The 25,643-nt window shown below is 62.4% G+C and carries 27 protein-coding genes; 22 read left to right on the top strand and 5 right to left on the bottom strand.

Annotated features, from left to right (window positions below; all coding sequences use genetic code 11):
• Positions 1 to 2 precede the first annotated feature (2 nt).
• From mutT to ASC86_RS25170, 3 genes are all read left to right on the top strand, one after another.
• Positions 3 to 416 carry an 8-oxo-dGTP diphosphatase MutT gene (gene mutT, locus ASC86_RS11470; RefSeq protein ID WP_056320740.1) on the top strand — a complete coding sequence of 138 codons (414 nt, stop codon included), beginning with the start codon at positions 3 to 5 and terminating at the stop codon, positions 414 to 416.
• Between the two features lie 187 nt (positions 417 to 603).
• Positions 604 to 924: a hypothetical protein gene (locus tag ASC86_RS11465; protein WP_056320736.1), complete on the top strand. Its 321-nt coding sequence runs from the start codon at positions 604 to 606 to the stop codon at positions 922 to 924.
• 98 nt (positions 925 to 1,022) lie between these two features.
• A complete protein-coding gene (locus ASC86_RS25170) occupies positions 1,023 to 1,199 on the top strand; it encodes a Flp family type IVb pilin (RefSeq protein ID WP_082510093.1) in 177 nt (58 codons plus the stop codon).
• A 13-nt stretch (positions 1,200 to 1,212) separates the two neighbouring features.
• On the opposite strand, the gene ASC86_RS11460 is transcribed toward ASC86_RS25170, so the two are convergent.
• Entirely contained in the window at positions 1,213 to 2,106 is an 894-nt protein-coding gene (locus ASC86_RS11460) for a methyltransferase domain-containing protein (protein ID WP_056320928.1), read from the bottom strand.
• 60 nt (positions 2,107 to 2,166) lie between these two features.
• Here ASC86_RS11460 and ASC86_RS11455 point away from each other — a divergent pair, with 60 nt between their 5' ends.
• From ASC86_RS11455 to ASC86_RS11415, 9 genes are all read left to right on the top strand, one after another.
• A complete protein-coding gene (locus ASC86_RS11455) occupies positions 2,167 to 2,964 on the top strand; it encodes a ComF family protein (protein WP_082510091.1) in 798 nt (265 codons plus the stop codon).
• A gap of 59 nt (positions 2,965 to 3,023) precedes the next feature.
• The gene (gene grxC / locus ASC86_RS11450) at positions 3,024 to 3,281 is read left to right on the top strand and encodes a glutaredoxin 3 (RefSeq protein WP_056320924.1); all 258 of its coding nucleotides are present in this window, start codon (positions 3,024 to 3,026) and stop codon (positions 3,279 to 3,281) included.
• 12 nt (positions 3,282 to 3,293) lie between these two features.
• Positions 3,294 to 4,148, top strand: coding sequence for a carbon-nitrogen hydrolase family protein (locus ASC86_RS11445; protein WP_056320733.1), 855 nt, complete (start codon positions 3,294 to 3,296; stop codon positions 4,146 to 4,148).
• Positions 4,145 to 4,573 carry a DUF1178 family protein gene (locus tag ASC86_RS11440; RefSeq protein WP_056320730.1) on the top strand — a complete coding sequence of 143 codons (429 nt, stop codon included), beginning with the start codon at positions 4,145 to 4,147 and terminating at the stop codon, positions 4,571 to 4,573. Before ASC86_RS11445 ends, ASC86_RS11440 begins: the two co-directional genes overlap by 4 nt.
• A 262-nt stretch (positions 4,574 to 4,835) precedes the next feature.
• The gene (gene prmB, locus ASC86_RS11435) at positions 4,836 to 5,747 is read left to right on the top strand and encodes a 50S ribosomal protein L3 N(5)-glutamine methyltransferase (RefSeq protein WP_056320727.1); all 912 of its coding nucleotides are present in this window, start codon (positions 4,836 to 4,838) and stop codon (positions 5,745 to 5,747) included.
• A 13-nt stretch (positions 5,748 to 5,760) separates the two neighbouring features.
• A complete protein-coding gene (locus ASC86_RS11430) occupies positions 5,761 to 6,123 on the top strand; it encodes a VOC family protein (RefSeq protein WP_056320724.1) in 363 nt (120 codons plus the stop codon).
• Positions 6,124 to 6,490: 367 nt separating this feature from the next.
• Complete coding sequence (locus ASC86_RS11425; RefSeq protein ID WP_056320722.1) at positions 6,491 to 6,847, top strand: hypothetical protein; 357 nt, start codon at positions 6,491 to 6,493, stop codon at positions 6,845 to 6,847.
• A 52-nt stretch (positions 6,848 to 6,899) separates the two neighbouring features.
• Positions 6,900 to 7,646 carry a bifunctional 2-polyprenyl-6-hydroxyphenol methylase/3-demethylubiquinol 3-O-methyltransferase UbiG gene (gene ubiG, locus ASC86_RS11420; protein ID WP_056320719.1) on the top strand — a complete coding sequence of 249 codons (747 nt, stop codon included), beginning with the start codon at positions 6,900 to 6,902 and terminating at the stop codon, positions 7,644 to 7,646.
• A 4-nt stretch (positions 7,647 to 7,650) separates the two neighbouring features.
• A complete protein-coding gene (locus tag ASC86_RS11415) occupies positions 7,651 to 8,457 on the top strand; it encodes a pseudouridine synthase (RefSeq protein WP_056320717.1) in 807 nt (268 codons plus the stop codon).
• Positions 8,458 to 8,595: 138 nt separating this feature from the next.
• Here ASC86_RS11415 and ASC86_RS11410 read toward each other — a convergent pair whose 3' ends face one another.
• Positions 8,596 to 9,255 (bottom strand): glutathione S-transferase family protein, encoded by a 660-nt coding sequence (locus ASC86_RS11410; protein WP_056320714.1) that lies wholly within the window; start codon positions 9,253 to 9,255, stop codon positions 8,596 to 8,598.
• A gap of 86 nt (positions 9,256 to 9,341) precedes the next feature.
• Between ASC86_RS11410 and ASC86_RS11405 the strand changes: the two genes are divergently transcribed.
• From ASC86_RS11405 to ASC86_RS11395, 3 genes are all read left to right on the top strand, one after another.
• Complete coding sequence (locus tag ASC86_RS11405) at positions 9,342 to 9,854, top strand: helix-turn-helix domain-containing protein (RefSeq protein WP_056320711.1); 513 nt, start codon at positions 9,342 to 9,344, stop codon at positions 9,852 to 9,854.
• Positions 9,855 to 9,873: 19 nt separating this feature from the next.
• Entirely contained in the window at positions 9,874 to 10,332 is a 459-nt protein-coding gene (locus ASC86_RS11400; RefSeq protein ID WP_056320708.1) for an SRPBCC family protein, read from the top strand.
• Positions 10,333 to 10,425: 93 nt separating this feature from the next.
• On the top strand, positions 10,426 to 11,463 hold the full coding sequence (locus ASC86_RS11395) for a glycerophosphodiester phosphodiesterase family protein (protein ID WP_244477597.1): 1,038 nt from the start codon (positions 10,426 to 10,428) through the stop codon (positions 11,461 to 11,463).
• Between the two features lie 17 nt (positions 11,464 to 11,480).
• On the opposite strand, the gene ASC86_RS11390 is transcribed toward ASC86_RS11395, so the two are convergent.
• Positions 11,481 to 12,233 (bottom strand): DUF4239 domain-containing protein, encoded by a 753-nt coding sequence (locus tag ASC86_RS11390; protein WP_056320707.1) that lies wholly within the window; start codon positions 12,231 to 12,233, stop codon positions 11,481 to 11,483.
• A gap of 272 nt (positions 12,234 to 12,505) precedes the next feature.
• Between ASC86_RS11390 and ASC86_RS11385 the strand changes: the two genes are divergently transcribed.
• The 6 genes from ASC86_RS11385 (at position 12,506) to ASC86_RS11360 (ending at position 19,727) form a co-directional block, all read left to right on the top strand.
• On the top strand, positions 12,506 to 13,759 hold the full coding sequence (locus tag ASC86_RS11385) for an aspartate kinase (protein WP_056320704.1): 1,254 nt from the start codon (positions 12,506 to 12,508) through the stop codon (positions 13,757 to 13,759).
• A gap of 89 nt (positions 13,760 to 13,848) precedes the next feature.
• The gene (gene ptsP, locus ASC86_RS11380) at positions 13,849 to 16,116 is read left to right on the top strand and encodes a phosphoenolpyruvate--protein phosphotransferase (protein WP_056320701.1); all 2,268 of its coding nucleotides are present in this window, start codon (positions 13,849 to 13,851) and stop codon (positions 16,114 to 16,116) included.
• A 186-nt stretch (positions 16,117 to 16,302) separates the two neighbouring features.
• On the top strand, positions 16,303 to 16,719 hold the full coding sequence (locus ASC86_RS11375) for a DUF559 domain-containing protein (RefSeq protein WP_056320919.1): 417 nt from the start codon (positions 16,303 to 16,305) through the stop codon (positions 16,717 to 16,719).
• 3 nt (positions 16,720 to 16,722) lie between these two features.
• Positions 16,723 to 17,805, top strand: coding sequence for a peptide chain release factor 1 (prfA, locus tag ASC86_RS11370; protein ID WP_056320698.1), 1,083 nt, complete (start codon positions 16,723 to 16,725; stop codon positions 17,803 to 17,805).
• Entirely contained in the window at positions 17,802 to 18,662 is an 861-nt protein-coding gene (gene prmC / locus ASC86_RS11365) for a peptide chain release factor N(5)-glutamine methyltransferase (RefSeq protein WP_056320697.1), read from the top strand. Before prfA ends, prmC begins: the two co-directional genes overlap by 4 nt.
• A gap of 348 nt (positions 18,663 to 19,010) precedes the next feature.
• Positions 19,011 to 19,727, top strand: a complete 717-nt coding sequence (locus ASC86_RS11360; protein ID WP_056320694.1) for a DUF4167 domain-containing protein — start codon at positions 19,011 to 19,013, stop codon at positions 19,725 to 19,727.
• 78 nt (positions 19,728 to 19,805) lie between these two features.
• On the opposite strand, the gene ASC86_RS11355 is transcribed toward ASC86_RS11360, so the two are convergent.
• Positions 19,806 to 20,246, bottom strand: a complete 441-nt coding sequence (locus ASC86_RS11355) for a hypothetical protein (RefSeq protein WP_056320691.1) — start codon at positions 20,244 to 20,246, stop codon at positions 19,806 to 19,808.
• Positions 20,247 to 20,583: 337 nt separating this feature from the next.
• On the opposite strand from ASC86_RS11355, the gene clpB reads away from it, so the two are divergent.
• Positions 20,584 to 23,187, top strand: coding sequence for an ATP-dependent chaperone ClpB (clpB, locus tag ASC86_RS11350; RefSeq protein WP_056320690.1), 2,604 nt, complete (start codon positions 20,584 to 20,586; stop codon positions 23,185 to 23,187).
• A 78-nt stretch (positions 23,188 to 23,265) separates the two neighbouring features.
• Here clpB and ASC86_RS11345 read toward each other — a convergent pair whose 3' ends face one another.
• Positions 23,266 to 25,230, bottom strand: a complete 1,965-nt coding sequence (locus ASC86_RS11345) for a M23 family metallopeptidase (protein WP_056320688.1) — start codon at positions 25,228 to 25,230, stop codon at positions 23,266 to 23,268.
• Positions 25,231 to 25,643 lie beyond the last annotated feature (413 nt).

The following is a 25,643-nucleotide window of genomic DNA, read 5'->3' as shown; positions in this document are numbered from 1 at the left end:
CCATGAGCGCCGCCGGCCAGAAAATCCTCCTCGTTGCGGCCTGCGCGCTCGTCGATAGCGACGGCCGCGTCCTGCTGGCGCAACGCCCTGAGGGCAAATCGCTCGCCGGCCTCTGGGAGTTTCCGGGGGGCAAGGTGGAAGCCGGCGAAACCCCGGAAGAAACACTGATCCGCGAGCTTGACGAGGAACTCGGCATCAAGACCAAGGTCGCCTGCCTCGCGCCGCTCACCTTCGCCAGCCACAGCTACGACGATTTCCACCTCTTGATGCCGCTCTATGTCTGCCGCCGCTACGAGGGTGTTGCCCATGGCCGCGAGGGGCAGGCGGTGAAGTGGGTGCGTCCGCAATCCCTGCGCGAATATCCGATGCCCCCGGCCGACGAGCCGCTGATCCCTTATCTGATGGATCTGCTCTGAAAATCACCCGATTTTCTGCCTTCGTTAATCGAACGTTTAGCACCCTTGTTGCAAAATCCAGCCTGAGAAAATGTCGATGGTTTTGGGTGGCGGGATGATTCCCTCCCGTCCATCGGGTGAATGTCGGTGCGGACATGGCAGTCGCTTCCCAGGCGGCGGATCGCGCATACATCGAAAGAGGCAGGCAATGGCAGACGACGAATTCTGGAGAACCGTACAGGACAAGGAACTGGCCCCAGGCCCGTCCCGGCGTACCGGCGTTCTCAATCTGTCGCTCCTCTTCGGCACGGCGGTCATCGCGCTGACGCTGATCCTGACGCCGATGCTGTCGTCGAAGACGACGGGCAAGGTGCTCGCCAACGCGCCGATCGATTACGACAATATCTCCACCGGTTCCATTCCCTCGGGCGGCTCGACCAAGCGCTACACCGTGCGCCGCAGCGTGCTGCAGGAAATGCCCGGAGCCGTCTGCATCATCGACGCCAACGGCGGCAAGAGCGGCTGCTGACGCGGGAACGTCCGCGCGGAGCCGCTATGCCTAAGGATTTTTAGACAGGAAGCTTGGGCACTGAAGACCCTTGCTCGTACCGAGAGGCTCCAGGACCCATGCAGACGTTCATCCGTTTTATGCAGGACGAGACCGCCGCGACGGCGATCGAATACGGCCTGATTGCCGCCCTCATTTCCGTTGCGCTGATCGCCGGCCTGGGCGCGTTCGCCGACTCGTTGACGGCCGTTTTCGACCGGATCGTCGCGGCCATGGACGGCGCAGGCAAGAGTTGAGCCGTTTACAGGCTCATTGCCCCTCGTCCTTCAGTTTGCCTTCCTTCACGCCGAGCGCATCGGCAAGCCGCGTGCGGGCCGAACCCGGTGCGAGCGGCTTCTGCTGGCTCTCATGCGGCGCCCAGCCGGAAACATAGATGATCGAGAAGGTGGCGCGGATGCGTCCGTCCGCATCGGCAAACCGTTCCGCGTAAATCTCCGCCGCCCGCAGGAAAAACGCCTTTGACAGCGGCTTGCGGCTGCGGGCCGCCAGCGGATTGGTCATCCCCATCGCCCGCAAATCCTTGAGCAGCGAAAACAGCGAGCCGTAACGAACGGTATAGTTCTCGGTGTCGGCAACCGGCAGCGTAAAGCCCGCCCGCTGCAACAGCCCGCCCATATCGCGCACATCGGCAAAGGGAATGACCCGCGGGCTCGCCCCGCCGCTCATCTCCGCCTCGGTCGCCAGCAGCACTTCGCGCAGTTCCTGCAACGTGCCGCTGCCGGGAATGGCCGCCAGAAACAGCCCGTCCGGCTTCAGCGCCCGCCGAATCTGGATAAACACGCCCGGCGTATCGTTGGTCAGATGCAACGACAGCGGCGAAACCACGAGATTGACGCTCTCCGGCGACACGGGCACGACCTCAAGCGAGGAGACCTTGATCGTCTCATGCGGCCCGGCAAAACCCGCATCCGTTTCCACCCGCTCCAGCGTCCCGACCTTGCCCGTCGCCAGGATTTCCCGCGCCGCCGCCCCGGTATAGCCGTGCAGCTCCACAGCTGCATCGAACCGCCGCTCGACGACATTCAGCCGCTCGGCTAGTTCCCGTGCTGCGATGTCGAGAAGAAAGCCTGCCTTGCCGTCACCATGTCTCAAGGCGCGCTTGCGCCGGGCAGCGATGAGGTCCTGATCGAAAACGATATCCACGGCATCGAACTCCAACTTTGAGGCTCGCAAAAAGACCCGCACGCCCCTAATGTCAACCGCATGGATGGGGACGAGGGGCAAATTCCGGGCTCGACACCGCACCGCCGGCGTCTCCGCTGGACGGACGGCCTGCGCCGCCTCGGAAACGCCACGCTTGATTTCGTCTATCCGCCCATCTGCTCCGGCTGCGGCGTCGTCGTCGCCCGCCACGGCGGCGTCTGCCCCGCCTGCTGGTCGCGCCTGCGGCTGATCGAGCGCCCCTATTGCGAGGTGTTGGGGCTACCCTTCACCCACGATCTCGGCCGCGGCATCCTCTCGGCCGATGCCATCGCCGATCCCCCGGTCTTCGATCGCCTGCGCTCCGTCGCCATCCACGACGGCATCGCCCGCAACCTCGTTCACGCGCTGAAATACCGTGACCGCACCGATCTCGCGGTCATGATGGCCGAGTGGATGATCCGCGCCGGCGATGGTGAAGTCGCCCGCTCGGAAGCCATCGTCGCCGTCCCCCTGCATGCCTTCCGCCTCTGGGGCCGCCGCTACAACCAGTCCGCCGAACTCGCCCGCACCATCGCTCGTCTGTCGGGAAAACCCTTCCTCGCCACCGCCCTCCTGCGCACCCGCCGCACACGCCAGCAGGTGGGGCTCGGAAAAGCCGCTCGCCACGACAACGTCCAGGGCGCCTTCTCCGTGCCCGAAGCCCAGCGTCCGGCGATTTTCGGCCGCCGCCTCATCCTCGTCGACGATGTCTACACCACCGGCGCGACCGTCAGCGCCGCCACGCGGGCGCTGAAGCGGGCAGGGGCCACGGAAGTCACGGTTTTGACCTTTGCAAGAGCCGTGACCGGTCTTATATGACGAAGAAAGGCCCATGGCAGGAGAGGTCGCACCGGGCCGGCGACAGGATGGATTTTCAGATGGCATCGGTTGTGATCTACACGCGTCAATTCTGCGGCTATTGCTCGGCCGCCAAGAAGCTGCTCGAAACCAAGGGCGTCGAATACGAAGAACACGACGCCACCTATGCGCCGGACATCCGCCAGGAGATGGTCGCGCGCTCCAACGGTGGCACGACCTTCCCGCAGATTTTCATCAACAACACCCATGTCGGCGGCTGCGACGACCTGCACGCGCTGGAACGCGCCGGCAAGCTCGACGCCCTGCTCGCCGCATAAGGACACCCGAACATGGTCTTCAAGGCTGCCGCCATCCAGATGTGCTCCGGCATCGACCCGGCGGCCAATGCCGAGGCGATGACGCGGCTGGTGCGCGAGGCGGCCGGCCACGGCGCGACCTATATCCAGACCCCGGAAATGACCGGCGCCATGCAGCGCGACCGCCCGGCGTTGCGCGCCATGCTGAAGACCGAGCAAGAAGACCTGATCGTCCGCCGCGCTTCGGAGCTTGCGGCGACCCTTAGCATCCACCTCCATATCGGCTCGACTGCCATCGGTATCGGCGACGGCAAGATCGCCAACCGCGGCTTCCTCTTCGCCCCGGACGGCAAGAAGATCCTGCACTACGACAAGATCCATATGTTCGACGTCGATCTCGACAATGGCGAGAGTTTCCGCGAAAGCTCAGCCTATTCCCCCGGCGAGACGGCGAGGATGGCCGAACTCCCCTTCGCCACGCTCGGCTTTTCCATCTGCTACGACGTGCGCTTCCCCGATCTTTTCCGCCGTCAGGCGATGGCCGGCGCCGAGATCATGTCCGTCCCCGCCGCCTTCACCAAACAGACCGGCGAGGCCCATTGGGAAATCCTCCTGCGCGCCCGCGCCATCGAAAACGGCATGTTCGTCATCGCGGCCGCTCAAGGGGGGCTTCATGAGGACGGACGCACCACCTACGGCCATTCGATGATCGTCGACCCCTGGGGCAAGATTTTGGGCGAAGCCGGCGGCGAGGGCGAAGCCATCGTGCTCGCCGATATCGACCCGACCATGGTCTCCGCCACCCGCGCCAAAATCCCGAACCTCAAGAACGGCCGCGCCTTCACGCTGGAAGACGCAGCACCCGCGTCGGGAGATTTCGCGGCGTGATCAAGTACCCGCTCGTCTGCGACAACGGCCATGCCTTCGAAGGCTGGTTTTCCTCCTCGGCCGATTTCGACGGCCAGGTGGCGCGCGGTCTCCTGACCTGTCCCACCTGCAACTCGGCCGCCATCTCCAAGCAGCTGATGGCCCCCTCCGTCGCCACCGCCCGCAAGAAGGAAGAGACCCGCACCCTGATGGTCAACGAAGCCCACCGCGAGGCCGTTTCGAAGAGCAGGGACATGGTCAAGACCATCCGCGAGAACTCCGAGGACGTCGGCGAAAAATTCCCCGAGGAAGCCCGCAAGATCCACTACGGCGAAGCCGAACAACGCGGCCTGATCGGCCAGGCCTCGCTGAAGGAAGTCGAGTCGCTTCTGGAGGAAGGCATCGAAGTCGCGCCGCTGCCGGTGCTGCCGGACGATATCAATTAGGCTCACGGACGCGGAGCCGCACTCCGTCGTCCCCTCTCCCTTACGTGCGGCCGGGTTTTCCCTTCTCCCCCGCGGGGAGAAGGTGGCCTGAAAGGCCGGATGAGGGGGCCGGCTGGCTCTGAGCAAGCGGAGAAACCCCCTCATCCGCCCTTCGGGCACCTTCTCCCCGCGGGGGAGAAGGGATTGCCGCCACCCCGCTTGCCTTGCGAACGGGGGTCGCCTACAGCAAACCCAGGCCGCAACAACCCGAAGCGAGACGACCTTGACCGACATCACCAGCGAACTCGTCACCCTGCGCGATTACTGGCGCTACGCGATCTCCCGTTTCAACGCGGCCGACCTCAGCTACGGCCACGGCACCTCTACCGCCACGGACGACGCCGCCTATCTCCTGCTCGACAGTCTCGAACTGCCGATCGACACGCTCGATCCCTTCCTCGACGCCCGCCTTCTGCCGGAAGAGCGCAAGCTGCTCGCGGAGCGCATCGAAGCCCGTGTCACCACCCGCAAACCGTCGTCCTATCTCACCGGGCGCGCCTATATCCAGGGCGTGCGCTTCCATGTGGATGAGCGGGTCATCGTACCGCGCTCCCATATCGGCGAAATCCTGTTTGCCGAATACGGCAATCCCGAAGGCTCGTCCTTCCTGCCCGATCCGTCGATCGTCGAAAGCGCCGTCGATATCTGCACTGGCTCCGGTTGCCTCGCCGTTCTGGCGGCCAAATTCTTCCCCTACGCCGAAGTCGATGCCGTCGATCTCTCGGAAGATGCGCTGGAAGTCGCAAAGATCAATGTCGACGAACACGACGTCGAACAGCAGGTCACCCTCTACCACGGCGATCTCTTCACGCCGCTTCAGGGCAAGACCTACGACCTGATCATCACCAACCCGCCCTATGTCGATCACGTCGCGATGGACGAATATCCGCCGGAATTCCTGGCCGAACCGGCCATGGCCCATGACGGCGGCGTCGACGGCCTCGATCTCGTCCGCATCATCCTCGCCGAAGCCCCCAAGCACCTCAATCCCGGCGGCGGCATGATCTGCGAAATCGGCCGCGGCCGCGAAATCCTCGAAGCCGAATTCCCCCACCTCGACTTCCTCTGGCTGGAAACGACGGAAGCGGACGATTCGGTCTTCTGGATTTCCGCCGAAGCGCTTGGGGTGGAGTAAGAGGAGCGACACGATGACGATCCTCGGCCTTGACCATATCCAGCTGGCCATGCCGGCCGGACAGGAAGACACGGCCCGGACGTTCTATCGCGATCTTCTCGGAATGCAGGAAGTGGAAAAGCCGCCCCATCTTGTCGTGCGGGGCGGCTGCTGGTTCGGGCACGGCGGCATCAAAATCCACCTCGGCATCGACCCGAATTTCACGCCTGCCCGCAAGGCCCATCCCGGCCTCCTTGTCGATGATCTCGCGCGCCTCTGCTCCGCCTTGGAAGCGGCTGGTTTTGAAACAGTGTCGGGTCAGCCGCTCGAAGGCTACGCCCGGCGATATGTCAGCGATCCCTTCGGCAATCGCATCGAGCTGATGCAGGCGGATTAGAGGTTCGCCCCAAATTTTTTTCCCCGCAAATCCCCGCCCCATCCGCCCGTGCCACACTCCTCTCGTCCCGCCATCGGATACACCGGAGAGCGTTGCCGGCGAGGCGGGGCCGGTGCCTTCGGTCTGTGTTTGAAACGCAGACACGATCGGAGGGGCCTGCAGGCCTGTGGGGCACACAGGAAAACGGCCAAACAGCCGCTTTCGCAGAGAAACCGGAGTTGCAGGTAAAAACCGCCGAGACGGGACACATCGCGTGTCACCATTTTACCAATCCCTGAGGCACCCGATGTGTCCCGGCCGATTGATCCCCAAACCACGGGCGAAACCCGCCGCGTGAAGGCATGCGGCTGCCCGAACGGAGACCGTCATGACCGAGTTCACCGCATACGAAAAACGCCGCGCCATCGATCATGAACGCCATTGGCGCGCTTTGCTCAGCCATCTCGATATCGTTTGCTGGCGGCGCAAGTGCCGGCGCGACGGCGTCTGCACCGGCCCGATGCTGAATGCTCCCTGCCTTGCCGCCCAGTTGAAGGTCCAGCAGGCCCTCGGCCTTTCCGGTCGAGCCTGCGCCAAACTGCCGCTCTGCGTCGCGAACGCCTCGCCTGCGGACTTTGCCGAACTGGAAAGCCTGATGGACACCTTCCGCCAAGGCCTGATCGACGGCACCGGCTTTCGCCTCCTGCGTCTCGATCGCTGTCGCCCGGATGCGCCAGACCCTTGACTTTCTAAGCCGATCGTCCGACTTCACCCTCGTCCCATCACGGAGAAGACCCATGAGCGAACGCAGCACCATCGATCAGGCGGAAGTCGACCGTTTCTCTGCCATGGCCGCCGAATGGTGGGACCCGCGCGGAAAATTCAAGCCGCTGCACAAATTCAATCCGGTGCGCCTCGCCTATATCCGCGACCGCGTCGCGGCAAATTTCGGCCGCGACCCGAAGGCCCCGAAACCGCTCGAAGGCTTGCGCCTGCTCGATATCGGCTGCGGTGGCGGCCTGTTGTCGGAGCCGATGGCCCGCATGGGCGCCGAAGTCGTCGGCGCCGATGCCTCGGAAAAGAACATCCGCATCGCGCAAACCCATGCGAGTGGCAGCGGCGTCCAGGTCGATTACCGCGCGGTGACGGCGGAATCGCTCGCGGAAGCCGGCGAAACCTTCGATGTCGTGTTGAACATGGAAGTGGTCGAACACGTCGCCGATGTCGAGTTCTTCATGACCACCTGCGCCTCGATGGTGCGCCCCGGCGGCCTGATGTTCGTCGCTACCATCAACCGCACGGTCAAGGCGGCGGCGCTCGCCATCTTCGCGGCGGAAAACGTGCTGCGCTGGCTGCCACGCGGCACCCATCAATATGAAAAACTGGTGCGCCCGGAAGAGCTGGAAAAGCCGATCACGGCCAACGGCATGGAGGTCACCGACCGCACCGGCGTCTTCTTCAACCCGTTGTCGAACCAGTGGAACCTGTCGAAGGACATGGACGTCAACTACATGATCGTCGCCAAGCGGCCGCTGCAGGCCTGACCCCATGAGAGACGGCCGCAAGCGGCAGACCCCGGCCCGCAAACGCGAGGCCGCCCCCGCCGGCAAGCGGGTCACCCTGCCGCGAGCGCTGTCCAAGCTCGGCTTCTGCTCGCGCACCCAGGCCGAGGAACTGATCCGCGCCGGCCGCGTCACCGTCGCCGGCCGCGTCATCCGCGATCCCGAAAGCTGGATCGACCTCACCCAGGCGACCATCGCCGTCGATGGCAAGCAGGTCGTCGCCGAAGCGCCCGTCTATCTGATGCTGAACAAGCCGCGCGGCCTGGTCACCACCCGCCATGATCCCGAAGGCCGCCCGACGGTGTTCGATTGCCTCAAGGACACCGGCCACGCCCATCTCTCCCCGGTCGGCCGCCTCGACAAGGCGAGCGAAGGCCTGCTGCTCTTCACCAACGATACCGAATTCGCCCAGGCGCTGCTCGATCCCGAAACCCACGTCTCCAAGACCTACCACGTGCAGATGGACGCCATCGCCGACGCGCCGATGCTCGCCGCCCTCACCGAAGGCGTGGAGGATAACGGCGAATTCCTGCGCGCCACCCGCGCCGTCAAGCTGCGCGAGGGCGGCCGCAATTCCTGGCTCGAAATCGTGCTCGACGAAGGCAAGAACCGCCAGATCCGCCGCATGCTGGAGGCGCTGGATATCGCCTGCCTGCGTCTGGTTCGCGTCGCCATCGGCAATCTCGCTCTTGGCGAACTGGAAAAGGGTGCCGTCCGGCCGCTCACCGAAGCCGAAGTCGCCGATCTGCGGCGGCTGATCGCAAAAGCCTGCAGCAGAACCAAGTCGGGCTAGGGCCGACCTTTTTCCCTTCTCCCCAGCGGGGAGATGGTGGCCCGCAGGGCCGGATGAGGGGGCGGCTGGCGCCGGAATCGCGAAGAGACCCCCTCGTGGCATCCCCCACAATCCCCGGCCTTCGCCTTCAGGCTATGCTCAATCCCGATCCGGCGCACCGAGCGGAAAGAAGCTGCGATAGGGCCGGGCTTCCTCGACGGCGCGGGCGAAGGAGGGCCGCTCCAGCAGCCGGGCGCGATAGGCGCGCACATGCTCGAAACGCGGATCGATCTCATGCACCCAGTCGGCATAGAACAGCGAGGGAGACGCGGCACAATCGGCAAGGCTATAATCTTCGCCCGCCGCCCAGGTGCGCTCCGCCATCACGCCGTCCAGCCAGCCATAGGCATCGTCCATCAGCCGTCTGGCCTCCTCGACGCCGTAGGGGTCGCGGTCCTCTTCCGGGCGGATGGCGTTGAAGACGATCTTCTGCATCGGGGTCATGATGTAGCAGTCGAAGAAGCGGTCCATCATCCGCGTTTCCAGCGCATCCATGGCGTTCTTGGGCAAAAGCCGCACCGGGCCGGGATGGGCAAGCTGCAGGTATTCGATGATGACGGTCGCCTCCAGCACGGTCCTGTCGCCATCCTTCAGCATCGGCATGCGCTTGACCGGCCACGCGGCGCTCCATTCGGCGCCGTTTTCCGGCTGGTCGGGCGAAAGCGTGCGCCATTCGAAGGGAATGTCGTTTTCGTAAAAGGCGACCAGCGCCTTCTGGCAATAGGACGAGAAAGGATGGGCGAAAAGCTGCAATGTCATCGTTTCCTCCAAACTGATTTTAAAATGCAACCGGTTGTTTTGTAGCCTGCCTGCTCCTAAAATGCAACCGGATAAGGAGATGCCCCATGGATGCGAGCCACGGCCACCGTTCGGGATGCCCGATCAACCTGACGCTGGAAATGCTCGGCGACCGCTGGAGCCTGATTGTGATCCGCGACGTGATGTTCGGCAACCGCCGCCACTTCCGCGAATTGCTCAGCCGTTCGGAGGAGGGCATCGCCTCCAACGTTCTCGCAGACCGCCTGAAGCGGCTGGTGCAGAACGGCCTGCTGTCGCGCGTCGATGATCCCAGCCATAAGCAAAAGGCGATCTACAGCCTCACCGAAGCCTCCATCGAGCTTCTGCCGCTGCTCGCCCATATGGGCGCTTGGGGCCGGCGGCATACGAAGCCTTCCGAAGCGCTGTCGATCCGCGCCGAGCTTCTGGAAAAAGGCGGGCCTGATATGTGGGATGCCTTCATGGACGAGTTGCGCTTCATCCATCTCGGTACGGAACGCCCCGCGCGCTCGGTGCTGGCGGAGTTGCAGGCCGCCTATCTCGCCGTCGTCGCCCGGCATTCGGGCGAAAAAACCAACTGAAAGCAGGGAGGAATGGATCATGGAACTGACATTCAACGTATCCGGCCGCATTGCAAAACCCGTGGCCGAAGTCTTCGAGGCGGTGGCCGATCCCGCGAAACTGTCACGCTACTTCACCACCGGCGGCGCGCGCGGCCGCATGGAAAAGGGAACGACCGTCACTTGGTCGTTCCATGATTTCCCCGGTGAATTCCCCGTCCGTATCATCGACGCCGTGCCAAACGAAAAACTCGCCTTCCAATGGGGCGCGAACGAAGGCCCGGATGCCGGGGCACCTTACGATACCACCGTCACCATCGGGTTCGAGGCGCTGGAGGATGGGCGCACACTAGTCACCATCACGGAGGAGGGCTGGCGCGAAACGCCCGGTGGCCTCAAAGCCTCCTACGGCAACTGCCAGGGCTGGATGCAGATGCTGTGCTGCCTGAAGGCCTGGCTGGAACATGGCATCAACCTGCGGGAGGGCATGTTCAAATAGGCCGCCTTCATCAAGGTGTCATCGCCGCTTCACCGGCATGTCATCCGAGTCATCTATCCGCCTTGGCATCGTTGATGGCCAGGGAAACCGCTGATGCGCCGGATGCTTGCAATCGCCACCGTGACGCTTTTTGCCGCCTGTGGGCTCGCCGCCCACGCGCTTTCGGTCCAGGCGGCCGATACGAGCCGGGCGCGCTTGATCCTCGACCGCTTCAAGCATGCTAACAATTGGCGCCAGCACGTGATGGTCGTCGCCCACCGCACCGGGTGGAAGGAAAACGGCGTTACCATCCTGCCGGAAAATTCCCGCGCCGCCATCCGGCGCTCGATTGCCTTGGGGGCGGAAATGGTGGAGCTGGACGTGCGCAAATCCGCCGATGGCAAGCTTATCGTCATGCACGACAGCTGGCTCGACCGCACCACCACCTGCCGCGGCGAAGCCGATACCTATACGCTCGCCGAACTGCGCAAATGCCATCTGGTCACCGAAGGCACCGGCGAGATCAGCGACGAGGTCGTACCGACCCTTTCGGAACTGCTGGCCGTCGCCAAGGACCAGATCCTCGTCAATATCGACAACAAGCTCGGACCGGAGATCCTGCCCGACGTCGCAGCCGAAGCCCGCGCCATCGGTGCCGCCCATCAGATCGTGATGAAGGAAAACCTCTGGAGCGCCAAGCGCATCGACGAGGTGCGCGCCGTCATGAACACCGTCGGCGACGACGTGACCTTCATGCCGATCCTGGCGGATGATGCCATCGACAATGCCGGCTTCATGGATCGCGCGACATCGGCCTTTTCCGCGCCGGCCGCCGAGTTGATCAACTGGCACAAGGACGACGCACCGCTGACCGACAAGGGCGGCCCGCTCTTCAGCGCCAAGGCCCATGCAGCCGCCATCAACGGCAACTGGCACATGTGGGCAAACACCTATCCGATCGTCAACCGCCCGCCCGGCATGCTCGCCGGCGGCCGCGGCGATGAACTCGCGGTGCGCGACAACCGCCCGGAAGACAGCTACGGCTTCTGGATCGACCGCGGCGTCACCATCCTCCAGACCGACGAACCGGCAGCGGCGATCAAGTGGCTGGAAGCGAACGGCTACCGGATCCCGTATGACCTGACGAACTGAGGACGGGATTGCGGCGGCTATCGGGACATTTCGGCAAGGGCGCGGTGCAAAGGCGCATCGGATATCTGGATGATGCCTTCGAACGGGATATCCATGTCGAGAACCACATAGATCGACAGGCCGATGAGGGCTGCCGAGCCCAGGAACATCACGATGACGATGCCGTTTCTGGGCGCGCGATATCCGTAGCTGCCGAAAATCAGCACGAGCCACGCAATCAGCAGCGCGATCACCGGCGAGGGGATGACGCCCTCGGATTGCTCGGCGAGCGCCCATCGCTGTTCGACGATTCTGTTGTATTGCGCCCGGATTTCCGTCAGCAGCGACTGGTGGAAGGGCTCCTGCGCCGTCAGGGCAAACAGCGTCTGGCCGAGATTGTCCAGCCGGATCTGGGCGGAATCGGGCGCCAGCGGATCGTTGTCAGCGCGGATCGGGTTGCGAATGGCCTCCTCGACATAGGCGATCAGGCTCTGGCGACCCGCATCTCCTCCCAGCCCATAACTTCTGAGGCTTTGATCGAGCAGGATCAGGTTGGTCGCGTAGGAATGCACATTGGCATCGATATTCTCGAAGGTGTTTTTCGAGGAGTTGATCATCAGCCCGAAGGCAAGCGATGCCATGACCACGAAAAGATTGGCGACGAGACGGACGACGAGGTTGGTTTCCTCATCCCGATGCCGCACATGAAGCTTCGGATAAAGAAGCAGCGAGCCTATGGACGCGACGCAAAGCGCAATCGCAACGCCAAGCGACAGCAGGGCTTCATGCATGCCAAACCTCCTCTCCGGTTGCGTGAAATGCGTCTTCCTCGAAAACCGGCAGGCAGAGCTTATGATCCCGCAGGCCGGTTGCCAACATGGTCGGTCTTTTGTGGGGCGAGCAATGTGACGGTTTATTGCGCGGCCGCGGTAAAATCCATCACAAAAAATCCTTCCGCCACCTCTCTTCTTTTCAGCCGTTGCGCCTGCCGGACAATTTCGCTAAGAGACCGCCAACTTCCTCGCAGGCGCGGGCGCCCGCGGTATTCTACTGGTAGAGGCATATGGCACGCATCGTCATGAAATTCGGCGGAACGTCCGTCGCGGATATGGATCGCATTCGCAACGTCGCCCGCCATGTGAAACGTGAGGTCGATGCCGGCCACGAAGTTGCCGTCGTCGTCTCGGCCATGTCCGGCAAGACCAATGAACTCGTTGCCTGGACGCGCGACGCTTCCCCGATGCATGACGCCCGTGAATACGACGCGGTCGTCGCTTCCGGCGAGCAGGTGACCTCCGGTCTCCTCGCCATCGCGCTGCAGCATATCGGCATTAATGCCCGCTCCTGGCAGGGCTGGCAGATCCCGATCCGCACCGACAACGCCCACGGCGCCGCCCGCATCCTCGATATCGACGGCACGGACCTCATCCGCCGATTCAAGGAAGGCCAGGTGGCTGTCATCGCCGGCTTCCAGGGGCTCGGCCCGGACAACCGCATCGCGACGCTGGGCCGCGGCGGTTCCGATACCTCGGCGGTTGCGATTGCGGCGGCCGTCAAGGCTGATCGCTGCGACATCTATACCGACGTCGATGGCGTCTACACGACCGATCCGCGCATCGAGCCCAAGGCGCGGCGCATGAAGAAGATTGCCTTCGAGGAAATGCTCGAAATGGCCTCCCTCGGCGCCAAGGTCCTGCAGGTCCGCTCGGTCGAGCTTGCAATGGTGCACAAGGTTCGTACCTTCGTGCGCTCCAGTTTCGAAGACCCCGATGCGCCGGGCATGGGCGATTTCTTCAATCCCCCCGGTACGCTGATTTGTGATGAGGATGAGATCGTGGAACAGGAAGTCGTGACCGGCATCGCCTATGCCAAGGATGAAGCGCAGATTTCGCTGCGGCGCGTCGCCGACCGGCCGGGCGTCTCGGCCGCGATCTTCGGACCGCTGGCCGAAGCGCACATCAATGTCGACATGATCGTCCAGAACATTTCGGAAGACGGCTCCAAGACCGACATGACCTTCACCGTGCCGTCAACCGACGTCGACAAGGCGATGAAGGTGCTCGGCGAAGCCAAGGACAAGATCGGTTTCGACGTTATCCAGAACGAATCGGGCCTCGTCAAAGTCTCGGTCATCGGCATCGGCATGCGCAGCCACGCCGGCGTGGCTGCGTCCGCTTTCCGGGCACTTGCCGAAAAAGGCATCAACATCAAGGCGATCACCACCTCGGAAATCAAGATTTCCATCCTGATCGACGGTGCTTATGCCGAATTGGCCGTTCGTACTTTGCATTCTGTCTACGGTCTCGATAAGAGTTGATCGAAGCGATTGCGTAAGGTGGCGGCATCCAAACCATGCCGCTGCCGGATACCGGCAGTCGATGATCAACATTCGGGAGACGTTACGCGATGAGAGACCTCTCGGCGGGTCCACGCGTTCTTCTCAAGCGGCTGCGCGAATTGATGGCGGAGCCGCTCGAGCCGCAGGAGCGCCTTGACCAGATCGTTCGCCAGATCGCGCAGAACATGGTCGCGGAAGTGTGCTCCGTCTATGTGCTGCGCTCCGACGGCATTCTCGAACTTTATGCGACGGAAGGTCTGAACAAGGACGCCGTGCACCTGGCGCAGCTGCAGATGGGGCAGGGCCTCGTCGGCACCATTGCCGCTTCGGCGCGACCGCTCAATCTTTCCGACGCGCAATCGCATCCCGCCTTCACCTACCTGCCGGAGACCGGCGAAGAGATCTACCACTCCTTCCTCGGCGTGCCGATCCTGCGCACTGGCCGCTCGCTCGGCGTTCTCGTCGTTCAGAACAAGGCGAGCCGCACCTATCGCGACGACGAAGTCGAGGCGATGGAAACCACGGCGATGGTGCTCGCCGAGATGGTGGCGACGGGCGAGCTGAAGAAAATCACCCGGCCGGGCCTCGAACTCGACCTGTCGCGGCCGGTGACGATCGAGGGTTCGAGCTTCAACGAAGGCGTCGGCCTCGGTTACGTCGTGCTGCACGAGCCGCGCATCGTCGTGACCAATCTGCTCAACGACGACACCGAGCACGAACTCGGTCGGCTGGCCGAGGCGCTGGGGTCGCTGCGCATCTCCATCGACGACATGCTGTCGCGGCGCGACGTTTCAATGGAAGGCGAGCACCGGGCGGTGCTGGAAGCCTACCGGATGTTCGCCCATGACCGCGGCTGGGTGAGGAAGCTTGAAGAGGCGATCCGCAACGGCCTCACCGCGGAAGCGGCGGTCGAGCGGGTGCAGAGCGAGACCAAGGCGCGGATGATCCGGCTGACGGACCCCTATCTGCGCGAACGCATGCACGATTTCGACGATCTGGCGAACCGGCTGCTGCGGCAGCTGACGGGGTATGGCGCCAAGCTTTCGGCATCCGATTTCCCGTCGGATGCCGTCGTCGTGGCGCGGGCCATGGGTGCGGCCGAGCTGCTCGACTATCCGCGCGAAAACATTCGCGGGCTGGTGCTGGAAGAGGGCGCCGTCACGAGCCACGTCGTCATCGTGGCGCGGGCAATGGGCATCCCGGTCGTCGGCCAGGCGGCGGGTGCCGTGGCGCTGGCGGAAAATCGCGACGCCATCATCATCGATGGCGACGATGGCAAGGTGCATTTGCGGCCGATGGCCGATCTGCAGCGGGCTTACGCGGAGAAGGTACGGCTCAGGGCACGCCGGCAGGAGCAATTCCGGGCGCTGCGCGATGTCGAGCCGGTGACCAGGGACGGCAAGCGCATCAGGCTGCAGATGAATGCCGGCCTTTTGGTCGATCTGCCGCAACTGGCGGAATCCGGTGCCGAGGGTATCGGGCTGTTCCGCACCGAACTGCAATTCATGATCGCCTCCACCATGCCGAAGATGGAAGAGCAGGAAGCCTTCTATCGCAATGTGATGAAGCAGGCGGGCGGCAAGCCCGTGACCTTCCGTACGCTCGATATCGGCGGCGACAAGGTGGTGCCGTATTTCCGCGCGGCCGAGGAAGAAAACCCGGCTTTGGGCTGGCGGGCGATCCGCCTTTCGCTCGATCGTCCGGGGTTGTTGCGCACCCAGCTTCGGGCCATGTTGCGCGCTTCGGCGGGCGAAGAGCTGAAGCTGATGCTGCCGATGGTGACCGAGGTTTCGGAGCTTCGGCAGGTGCGCGAGCTGTTGCAGAAAGAAATCCAGCGGCAATCCAAGACCGGCGAGCAACTGCCGCGCAAGCTGCAGTTCGGCGCGATGCTGGAAGTGCCGGCCTTGCTGTGGCAGCTCGACGAACTGATGAGCGAGGTTGATTTCGTTTCCGTCGGCTCGAACGATCTCTTCCAGTTCGCCATGGCGGTCGATCGCGGCAATGCGCGGGTTTCGGATCGTTTCGACGTGCTCGGGCGGCCGTTTCTGCGGATGCTGCGCGATATCGTCAGGGCCGGAGAGCGCAACGACACGAGCGTCACGCTGTGCGGCGAGATGGCGAGCAAACCGCTTTCGGCCATGGCCTTGATGGGGATCGGTTTCCGCTCTGTTTCGATGTCGCCGACGGCGGTCGGCCCTGTGAAGGCCATGCTCTTGGCGCTCGATGTCGATAAACTGGCCAGCATGCTGCATGCGGCGCTGGACGAGCACAAGGGATTGCGGCCGGTGCGGGAGATGCTGGTCGAATTTGCTGCCGAGAATGGGGTTCCTTTATAAACGCTGCCCTTCATCCGCCCTGTCGGGCACCTTCTCCCCGCTTGCGGGGAGAAGGGACAAATGGCCAACTCTCGCTTTTTCACTCCCCTCTAAGTTGTGCTACGCTCAAGGAGCGGCATATTTCGTCGTCCCCTCTCCCCGCGTGCGGGGAGAGGGCTAGGGTGAGGGGCATTGGGAGGTGTCACCGTGCGAGGACCCGACGAGCGAAAGACCGAACGCGCCCGCACTCTGCGAAAGATAGACAACGATGCGGAAGCTGCTCTTTGGGCCGAATTGCGAGGGCGCCGGTTGAATGGTTACAAATTCGTCCGGCAATTGCCGATCGGGCCTTATTTTGCTGATTTCGCCTGCCGGCACGGTCGTCTCGTCATTGAGGTGGACGGCAGCCAGCATGATGCAAGGCGTGATGCTTATATGAGCGCGGATGGCTGGAGCGTCGCGCGCTTCTGGAACACCTGTGTTTTGCAACAACGCACGTGCGTTCTCGAAACCATCGTCGCAATTGTCGAAAATCGGCTGGTTCACGAGGTCAGGTCGCTTGACCTCACATTCATTCCGGCTCAAAGGTCGCCGCTGCCCGATGAACTGGCACCTGCGGAGTAAATCTTGGCTACACTTCCCGTCGAAAAAATGCGCGAGCTTGAGCGTCGGTTCGCAGAGATCGAAGCGCGCATGGCCGAAGGGCCGGCAGCGGATGTCTATGTGAAGCTCGCTTCGGAATATTCCGAGCTGCAGCCGGTCGTGACCAAGATACGCGCCTATGAAAAGGCCGAGAAGGAACTGGCCGAGATCGAGGCGCTCTTGTCCGACAAGGCCACCGATCGCGAGATGCGCGATCTGGCCGAAATGGAAAAGCCCGAGATCGAAGAGCGGATCGAGGCGTTGGAGAAGGATATGCAAATCCTGCTCCTGCCGAAGGACGCGGCCGACGAGAAGAGCGCGATCCTTGAAATCCGCGCCGGAACGGGCGGTTCCGAGGCGGCGCTTTTTGCGGGCGATCTGTTTCGCATGTATGAGCGCTATGCTGCCGACAAGGGCTGGAAGGTGGAAGTTCTTTCCGCCAGCGAAGGCGATGCCGGCGGGTTCAAGGAAATCATCGCCAACGTCACCGGGCGCGGGGTGTTTTCCAAGCTGAAGTTCGAATCCGGTGTGCATCGGGTGCAGCGGGTGCCTGATACGGAAACGCAGGGACGCATCCATACCTCGGCGGCGACGGTTGCGGTTTTGCCGGAGGCCGAGGATATCGATATCGAAATCCGCAACGAGGATATCCGCATCGATACGATGCGCTCCTCGGGCGCCGGCGGTCAGCACGTCAATACGACGGACTCGGCGGTGCGCATCACTCACCTGCCAACCGGCATCGTCGTCACCAGCTCGGAAAAATCCCAGCACCAGAACCGCGCCAAGGCGATGCAGGTGCTGCGTTCGCGGCTCTATGACATGGAGCGACAGAAGGCCGATAGCGAACGTTCCGCCTCACGCAAGAGCCAGGTCGGCTCGGGGGACCGTTCCGAGCGTATCCGCACCTATAATTTCCCTCAAGGGCGGGTGACCGACCACCGCATCAACCTGACGCTCTACAAGATCGACCGGATGATGATGGGTGAAATCGACGAGGTGGTGGACGCGCTGCTGGCCGACTATCAGGCCGACCAGCTGGCGCAGCTTGGCGAGATGAAGGGATGAGCGACACGCGCGAAAGCCTGCTTGCCGAAGCGAAGAAACGTTTTTTTGAGGCCCATATCGGCGAGGCGGCGCTCGATGCGCGGGTGCTGGTTTCCGGGCTGCTCGGGCTTTCCGCAACCGATCTGATGGTGCGCGGCGATGTGGCCGTTTCGGCGGAGGATGCAGCACGGGTCCGCGCGGCGATCGAGCGGCGGGCGGCGCATGAGCCGGTCTACCGGATTCTCGGTCGGCGGGAATTCTATGGGCTGACGCTGACCATGTCGAAAGCGACGCTGGAGCCGCGGCCGGACAGCGAGATGATCGTCGAGGGGCTGGTGCCCTTTGCGCGGCGGAGAATGATGGAAAAAGGCGAGTGCCGGATCATCGATCTCGGCACGGGGACCGGGGCGATCTGCTTGGGCATCCTGAGCGCGGTCGAAGGCGCGCACGGGGTCGGGACGGATATTTCGGCGGAGGCCCTTGAAACGGCGCGCGCCAATGCCGATCTCAATGGTCTCGGGTCGCGCTTTGAGACCCTGGAGAGCGACTGGTTCGAAGCCGTCGATGGCCGCTTCGACATTATTGTTTCCAACCCGCCCTATATCCGCAGCGATGTCGTCTTGTCGCTTGCGCCGGAAGTGCGTGATCACGATCCGGATATCGCGCTCGATGGTGGTGTGGACGGGCTTGACGCCTATCGCAGGATTGCCGCGGGAGCGCGGAGCCACCTCAAGGAGGGCGGGCTTGTCGGCGTCGAAATCGGCTATGACCAACTGGTGATTGTCGGGGCTGTGTTTGAGGAACATGGTTTTACGGTGCTTGAGAGCATTCGCGATCTTAGTGGAAACGACAGGGCTATTCTGTTCACGACGGGATGATGCAATAAGGCATCAGCAGGGGGCGGAAAGGCCGTCTTCTGTTAGCACTTGCAAGAAAAAGCTTGGAATCGCGAGGGAAGACGGTTAGGTTGCGGCCACGCACTGGGCAGAAGGTCTTCGACCAAGATTCGTTCCGGTTTGACCTGGCCGCAGAGATTGCTCTCACAAAAGAGTTGCTAAGGTTCGACAGTGCCTTGTGCGGGTACCTGTTATTTTGACTTTAACCGGCGAAGGTGCCGCCATGAAGCGGCTGGTTCGCGGCGCGTGTTTGCCTGATCCGGCATTGACCGATCAGGCCACGAAGCCACATGATCATCACTTATCAAGAGAATCCAGGTGAATAACACGATGAGGCCAGGACAGCAAAACAAGCGCGGCCGTGGGCGTAACAACAATAACAACAACAATGGCGGCGGCGGTGGCGGCGGTAACAACAACAATCACAACCGGAAGGGCCAGAATCCGCTGACGCGGACCTATGACAGCTCAGGCCCGGATGTGAAGATTCGTGGCACTGCCCAGCATATCGCCGAAAAATACATGAACCTTGCCCGTGACGCGCAAAGCTCCGGCGACCGGGTCATGGCCGAGAATTATCTGCAGCATGCAGAGCACTACAACCGCATCATTGCCGCCGCTCAGGCGCAGATGCAGGAGCGCTTCCAGCGCGACGACCGCAACAGCTTCGACGAGCGTGACAACTCGGATCGGGACACGAACGATCAGGACGATCAGGATCAGGGTTACACCGAAGAGGCACCTGCCGTTGTTCAGCCGGTCCAGCCCGCACCGCAGCCGAAGGTTCGCCAGCAGCAGCCCCAACCGCAAGCTCAGCCGCAGCCGCAGCCCGTCGTCGATGGTTCCGGCCCGCAGCCGGTGATCGAAGGCGTTCCGGCCGAAGTGGCACTGGAAGAGGAAGCCGCTGCCCCCGCAGGCCGGGCCCCCACGCGCCGCCGCAGTGCCCCGCGCCCCCGCCGCCAGCCGCGTCGCGGCGAAGCGAATGCGGAAGAGGGTGCAGCGCCTGAGGGTGGCGAAGCTCCGGCAATGGCCGAGGTTTCCGAGTAAGCTTTCTCTGCTTGGTTTTCGAAAGGCCCGGACGGTGTTCCGGGCCTTTTGCTTTTCGAAACAGGCACTCTTTCGGGCTCACTGTCCTTTCTGATTGGATGGTCCGTATGCCCCTCTTCGATACTCCATCAGCGGATCGTGGCGCCTCACTTCGACCAATTGCTCGTGTCGGAAGACCTTGTCGAGATCGCATGTCAGGTGGGTGGCACAAAGGGCCTGTTCCGGTCCGGTGGATTTGAATGTTATGCTGGCTTTTTTCATCCACGCGTCTGCCATCGCGTTTGCGCGCATCAATCGAAAGACGGCACCTCTGTAATAGGTGATGGTGTCGGCGAATGGGGAAGCATCCATATCTTTCGTGCCGCCAATGAGGTCGAAGTCAAGCTGTTCAAGCTTCTTGTCCAACACATACGCCTGATACTGACCGAGCGCCCAGTATCCATTCAGATCGTTGTACCTGCTGACAAATGTCTCGAGGAGATCGTGACAAATCCCCTTGAACTGATTTCTTCGTGCCATTCCGTTTCGTATCCTGTATGTCGCGAGTTTCAGGTTTACGGAAAACACCGATGGAAATGAAGACTGCGCAAAGCCAAAGCTGATGGGTGTTTTACGTGGTTCTTCTGTTCGATCATGGGTCGTGGCTGAGGATGGAAACGTCGCTCACGATTTCGTTATCGGACCCGCTATTCATCCCTTTAATTTCCTTCTTGCCCCTCCCATATTCTCACCAAGCGATTGACCTCGCGCAATGCGAATGTCGGTCGATATGACAGGCTTGCCTCTTCTGGGAGCCTGATCCTGAACCATCGGTGAGCGCCGCAATCAGGGCTCTCCGATCCACGGAGGTAAATTGATGAATATCGAAAAATATTCCGAGCGTGTTCGCGGTTTTCTGCAATCCGCGCAAACCCATGCGCTCTCCGAGGGCAATCCCCAGTTCACGGCCGAGCATGTGCTGAAAGTGCTGCTCGACGACGATCAGGGCATGGCGTCCTCGTTGATTGAACGGGCCGGCGGCGATCCCAAGGCGGCGCGCACGGCCAATAATCTGGCGCTTTCCAAGCTGCCCAAGGTGACGGGCTCGAACGGCTCGATTTCGCTGGCGCAGCCGCTGGCCAAAGTTTTCACCACGGCTGAAGAGGCGGCGAAGAAGGCGGGAGATAGCTTTGTTACCGTCGAACGGCTTCTGCTGGCGCTGGCTGTCGAAAGCTCTTCGCCGACGGCCAAGATCCTTGCGCAGGCGGGTGTGACGCCGACCAAGCTCAATCAGGTGATCAACGAGATCCGTAAGGGACGCACGGCCGACAGCGCCAATGCCGAAGCCGGTTTTGACGCGCTGAAGAAATATGCGCGCGACCTGACGGCGGATGCCCGCGAAGGCAAGCTCGACCCGGTGATCGGCCGCGACGATGAAATTCGCCGCACGATCCAGGTACTCTCGCGCCGCACCAAGAACAATCCTGTCCTGATCGGTGAACCCGGCGTCGGCAAGACGGCGATCGCCGAAGGTCTGGCGCTGCGCATTGTCAATGGCGATGTGCCGGAAAGCCTGAAGGACAAGAAGCTAATGGCGCTCGACATGGGTGCCTTGATTGCCGGTGCGAAGTATCGCGGCGAGTTCGAAGAGCGGCTGAAGGCCATTTTGAACGAGGTGCAGGCGGAAGCTGGCGAGATCATCCTGTTCATCGACGAGATGCACACGCTGGTCGGGGCCGGCAAGGCGGATGGGGCGATGGATGCATCGAACCTCTTGAAGCCGGCGCTTGCCCGCGGCGAATTGCACTGCGTCGGCGCGACCACGCTTGAGGAATACCGCAAGCATGTCGAGAAGGATGCGGCCCTTGCCCGGCGTTTCCAGCCGGTCATGGTCGAGGAGCCGACGGTCGAGGATACGATCTCGATCCTGCGCGGACTGAAGGAAAAATACGAGCAGCATCACAAGGTGCGGATCTCCGATTCCGCGCTGGTTGCGGCTGCGACGCTTTCCAACCGCTACATCACCGACCGGTTCCTGCCGGACAAGGCGATCGACCTGATGGACGAGGCGGCGTCGCGTCTGCGCATGCAGGTGGATTCCAAGCCCGAAGAGCTTGACGAGCTTGATCGCCGCATCATGCAGTTGAAGATCGAGCGCGAGGCCCTGAAGCGGGAAACCGATCGTGCGTCCAGGGATCGTCTGGAAAAGCTCGAACTCGACCTGACCTCGATCGAGGAAGAAGCCGATGCGCTGACGGCCCGCTGGCAGGCGGAAAAGCAGAAGCTCGGCTTGGCCGCAGACTTGAAGAAGCAGTTGGACGAAGCCCGCAACGAGCTGGCGATCGCACAGCGCAAGGGTGAATTCCAGCGGGCAGGGGAACTTGCCTATGGGGTGATCCCGAAGCTTGAGAAGGAAATCGAAGAAGCCGAAGCGCAGGATTCGTCCACGAATTCCATGGTTCAGGAAGTCGTGACGCCGGATGCAATTGCCCACGTCGTTTCCCGCTGGACCGGTATTCCGGTCGATAAGATGCTGGAAGGCGAACGCGACAAGCTGCTGCGCATGGAAGACGAACTGGCGAAGTGGGTCGTCGGGCAGGGGGATGCGGTTCAGGCCGTTTCGCGTGCGGTTCGCCGTTCGCGCGCTGGTCTGCAGGACCCGAACCGGCCGATCGGCTCGTTCATCTTCCTCGGGCCGACCGGGGTGGGCAAGACGGAGCTGACCAAGGCGCTCGCCCGCTTCCTGTTCGACGACGAAACGGCGATGGTCCGCATGGATATGTCCGAGTACATGGAGAAGCACTCCGTGGCCCGGCTGATCGGTGCGCCTCCCGGCTATGTCGGCTATGAGGAAGGCGGGGCTCTTACGGAAGCCGTTCGGCGCCGGCCCTATCAGGTCGTGCTGTTCGACGAGATCGAGAAGGCGCATCCGGACGTGTTCAACGTTCTGTTGCAGGTTCTCGACGACGGTCGCCTGACCGATGGTCAGGGTCGCACCGTCGACTTCCGCAACACGATGATCATCATGACCTCCAATCTCGGGGCTGAATATCTGACCCAGCTTGGCGAGAACGATGACAGCGATGTGGTGCGCGATCAGGTGATGGAAGTCGTGCGCGGTCATTTCCGCCCCGAATTCCTGAACCGTGTCGATGAGATCATCCTCTTCCACCGCCTGAAGCGGAACGAGATGGGGGCGATCGTCGAAATCCAGCTGGAGCGGCTGCGCAAGCTGCTCGCCGATCGCAAGATCACGCTGGAACTCGAAGACGAGGCCCGCACCTTCCTGGCCGACAAGGGTTACGACCCGGCCTATGGCGCGCGGCCGCTGAAGCGGGCGATCCAGAAGTATCTGCAGGACCCGCTTGCCGAAAAGATCCTGCAGGGCGATTTCCCGGACGGGTCGCACATCAAGGTGCTGGCCGGTTCGGACCGACTGAATTTCAAGCTGCGGGATGGTGCCGCGAAGGAAGCGGCTTAAGGCTTGCGATGAAAAAGAAAGGGCCGCTCTTCGGAGCGGCCCTTTTTGTATCTGGAGTTTGGATGGGCAATTGGCGCCTTACTGCGCGGCAGCCACTTCGTTGCCGTTGTCCTTGCTCAGGAGCGCGTCGATGCGGCTTCGTTCCTTTTCGAACTGGGCGAGCGCCCCGCCGTCCAGCGTCTTGCCGCCGGGCAGGCGGATGCGCAGGGGATCGACACGGTTGCCGTTGACGAGCAGTTCGTAGTGCAGGTGCGGGCCGGTCGAGAGGCCTGTGGTGCCGACCCAGCCGATCACCTGGCCCTGAACCACTTTCGAACCGACCTTCACACCCTTGGCGATCGCGCTCTGGTGGTTGTAGGAGGAGACATAGCCGTTGGCGTGGCGGATCAGGGTCTGGTTGCCGTAGCCGCCGGAATCCCAGCCGGCCTTTTCGACCGTGCCGTTACCGGCCGCGATGATCGGCGTGCCGCGGGGGGCTGCCCAGTCGACGCCGGTGTGCATGCGGGAAAAACCGAGGATCGGGTGGCGGCGCATGCCGAAGCCGGAACGGAAGGTGCCGTTCGGGACCGGGTTGCGCAGCAGGAACTGCCGGATGCTCTTGCCTTCCTCGTTGTAGTAGTCGACGGAATTGTCGTCCGGGTCCTGGAAGCGATAGAAGCGGGTCTGCGTGTCGCCGAATTTCGCGTTCACATAGAGCAGCTCGGATTCGTCCGTTGCCTGACCGCTTTCGTCGGCGACGGAGAAGAAGGCTTCGAGGCTGTCGGTTGGCTTCAGTTGCGCCTGGAAATCGACGTTGCTGGCGAGCAGCCGGATCATCTGCGCAATCATCGACGAATTCATGCCGTAGGAGAGCGCGGCGCGATAGACGCCGTCATAGACGCGGGGCAGATCGCGGCCGGCGCTCACGGTCGGCATGCCGCTGTCGTCGAAGGCGGTCGCAACCGCATCGAGTGCAGGCGGCTCGTAAGCCTTGACGAAACTGCCGCTATCGTCGAGCGCCATGGTGAAGACGTGGCGGCCGCCGGAATAGACGGTGGCGCGCACGACCTTGGCCTCGCCGTTCTCGCCTTTCTGGATGACGCCGATGCGCAACACGTCGCCTTCCTGCAGGTCGGTGGCACCGAGCGCCGGGCGCAGGTAACCGGCGATATCCTCGGCCTGAGCCTTGGCATAGCCGGCATTGATCATGACAGCCGCGATCGGGGTGGTGCGGCGCACGGGAATGACGTCGTCGGCGTATTCGGTCGTCTGGTCGGTGATCGTCTCGGATGGAGAAACCGACATATTCTCTTCAACGACGCGCGCCGAAAGCCCCTGCAGCAGATCGAGATCCGACGCATCCGAAGCGAAACGGCGAGGGTCGACATAGAAGAGGGAGGCGACCTGGGTGTTGCCCTCGGTCAGGACCGAACCGTTGGTCCGGACATTTTCCTCGACTTCATCGAGCGTCATGGAGGGAGCAAAGGCGAGCTTCGTTCCCTTCAGCGGGAAATCGAGGGTCTTGAGCGCCACTTCGGATTCGACGTCCGAACCATAGATCGTGCCGGTACGGCTGACCGGCGGGGCGGCTTCGGCTTCGTCCGAAGAGAAGATCGCCAGGGGATCGAAGCTCGGATAATTCTCGGACGGCTGATGATTGGCGGCCAGCGTCATCTTCACATGGGAGAAGGGCTGGCGGCGCACCACTTCCTTCTCGCCGTCGTGGATCATCGTCGAGACTTCGAGGATTGTGCGATCCGAAGGCTTGGCAACGATGCTGGGAGAGAGAATGCGGTTGCCGCGCTTGGCGGAGGCGGCCGGCTGGCTACCGCGAACACCCGGATCGAGGGCGGCATAGGCTTCAGCCGGAATGGCGAGCTGCTGGCGGCCGTCGAGGGCGGCAAAAAGAGCGACACCCATAAGAAGGCTGGAGGTGATGCCGGTCAGGAACGTACCCGACAGCCAGCGCAATGAAATCTCGCGCCGGTCAGGTGCCTTGCGGCCATCCGCCAGGATCGGAGGCTCGTTGCCGAGCGACCGGATCGTGTTCCTATCCGTGGTCATGCCAATAAAGCAGGGTCCCTATTGCAGCCGTTTTTTATTATGGTCTCTGTCGGTTGTCGCAAACTTGTGCATCTTTCGGCCCGGCGAGTCAAACTTGCGGCTCGGCATAGGGGAAATGAAGCGGTCGTTCACTGTACCCTTCTGCTTAGAGGCGGTGATTGTGAAAAACTGAGGGCAGAGAAGCCCCTATATAAGAGGGGAGGGGGGTAAATTATCCAAGCAGAGGGCCTCGAAACTTTTTTGCCCCTCAAATCCCTGGAAATCCGGGCCTTGTCAGAAAACTGTCATTTTTTCTGAAAAACCCTGTTGACTATTTCGTTGGTGGGGGACTATAACCCGCTCACCAACGAGGGCGGCGGCGCTGCTGGCGACCGACGAACTCGCTCTGAAGTTTCTTAGGAAATGCGGGGATG

This window comes from Rhizobium sp. Root1212 (assembly GCF_001424985.1).
Taxonomy (GTDB): Bacteria; Pseudomonadota; Alphaproteobacteria; order Rhizobiales; family Rhizobiaceae; genus Pararhizobium.
The sequence above is the reverse complement of the archived record's forward strand: the minus strand, read 5'-3'. Positions and strand labels throughout refer to the sequence as shown.

Bases quoted from the DNA above. Each gene is read 5' to 3' on its own strand.
- clpB (WP_056320690.1), top strand. From the start codon at position 20,584: ATGAATATCGAAAAATATTCCGAGCGTGTTCGCGGTTTTCTGCAATCC.
- ASC86_RS11390 (WP_056320707.1), bottom strand. From the start codon at position 12,233: ATGCATGAAGCCCTGCTGTCGCTTGGCGTTGCGATTGCGCTTTGCGTC.
- ASC86_RS11465 (WP_056320736.1), top strand. From the start codon at position 604: ATGGCAGACGACGAATTCTGGAGAACCGTACAGGACAAGGAACTGGCC.
- ASC86_RS11400 (WP_056320708.1), top strand. From the start codon at position 9,874: ATGGAACTGACATTCAACGTATCCGGCCGCATTGCAAAACCCGTGGCC.
- ASC86_RS25170 (WP_082510093.1), top strand. From the start codon at position 1,023: ATGCAGACGTTCATCCGTTTTATGCAGGACGAGACCGCCGCGACGGCG.
- mutT (WP_056320740.1), top strand. From the start codon at position 3: ATGAGCGCCGCCGGCCAGAAAATCCTCCTCGTTGCGGCCTGCGCGCTC.
- prmC (WP_056320697.1), top strand. From the start codon at position 17,802: ATGAGCGACACGCGCGAAAGCCTGCTTGCCGAAGCGAAGAAACGTTTT.
- ASC86_RS11415 (WP_056320717.1), top strand. From the start codon at position 7,651: ATGAGAGACGGCCGCAAGCGGCAGACCCCGGCCCGCAAACGCGAGGCC.
- ASC86_RS11385 (WP_056320704.1), top strand. From the start codon at position 12,506: ATGGCACGCATCGTCATGAAATTCGGCGGAACGTCCGTCGCGGATATG.
- ASC86_RS11355 (WP_056320691.1), bottom strand. From the start codon at position 20,246: ATGGCACGAAGAAATCAGTTCAAGGGGATTTGTCACGATCTCCTCGAG.
- ubiG (WP_056320719.1), top strand. From the start codon at position 6,900: ATGAGCGAACGCAGCACCATCGATCAGGCGGAAGTCGACCGTTTCTCT.
- ASC86_RS11410 (WP_056320714.1), bottom strand. From the start codon at position 9,255: ATGACATTGCAGCTTTTCGCCCATCCTTTCTCGTCCTATTGCCAGAAG.
- ASC86_RS11360 (WP_056320694.1), top strand. From the start codon at position 19,011: ATGAGGCCAGGACAGCAAAACAAGCGCGGCCGTGGGCGTAACAACAAT.
- ASC86_RS11425 (WP_056320722.1), top strand. From the start codon at position 6,491: ATGACCGAGTTCACCGCATACGAAAAACGCCGCGCCATCGATCATGAA.
- grxC (WP_056320924.1), top strand. From the start codon at position 3,024: ATGGCATCGGTTGTGATCTACACGCGTCAATTCTGCGGCTATTGCTCG.
- ASC86_RS11395 (WP_244477597.1), top strand. From the start codon at position 10,426: ATGCGCCGGATGCTTGCAATCGCCACCGTGACGCTTTTTGCCGCCTGT.
- ptsP (WP_056320701.1), top strand. From the start codon at position 13,849: ATGAGAGACCTCTCGGCGGGTCCACGCGTTCTTCTCAAGCGGCTGCGC.
- ASC86_RS11405 (WP_056320711.1), top strand. From the start codon at position 9,342: ATGGATGCGAGCCACGGCCACCGTTCGGGATGCCCGATCAACCTGACG.
- ASC86_RS11345 (WP_056320688.1), bottom strand. From the start codon at position 25,230: ATGACCACGGATAGGAACACGATCCGGTCGCTCGGCAACGAGCCTCCG.
- ASC86_RS11445 (WP_056320733.1), top strand. From the start codon at position 3,294: ATGGTCTTCAAGGCTGCCGCCATCCAGATGTGCTCCGGCATCGACCCG.
- ASC86_RS11455 (WP_082510091.1), top strand. From the start codon at position 2,167: ATGGATGGGGACGAGGGGCAAATTCCGGGCTCGACACCGCACCGCCGG.
- ASC86_RS11430 (WP_056320724.1), top strand. From the start codon at position 5,761: ATGACGATCCTCGGCCTTGACCATATCCAGCTGGCCATGCCGGCCGGA.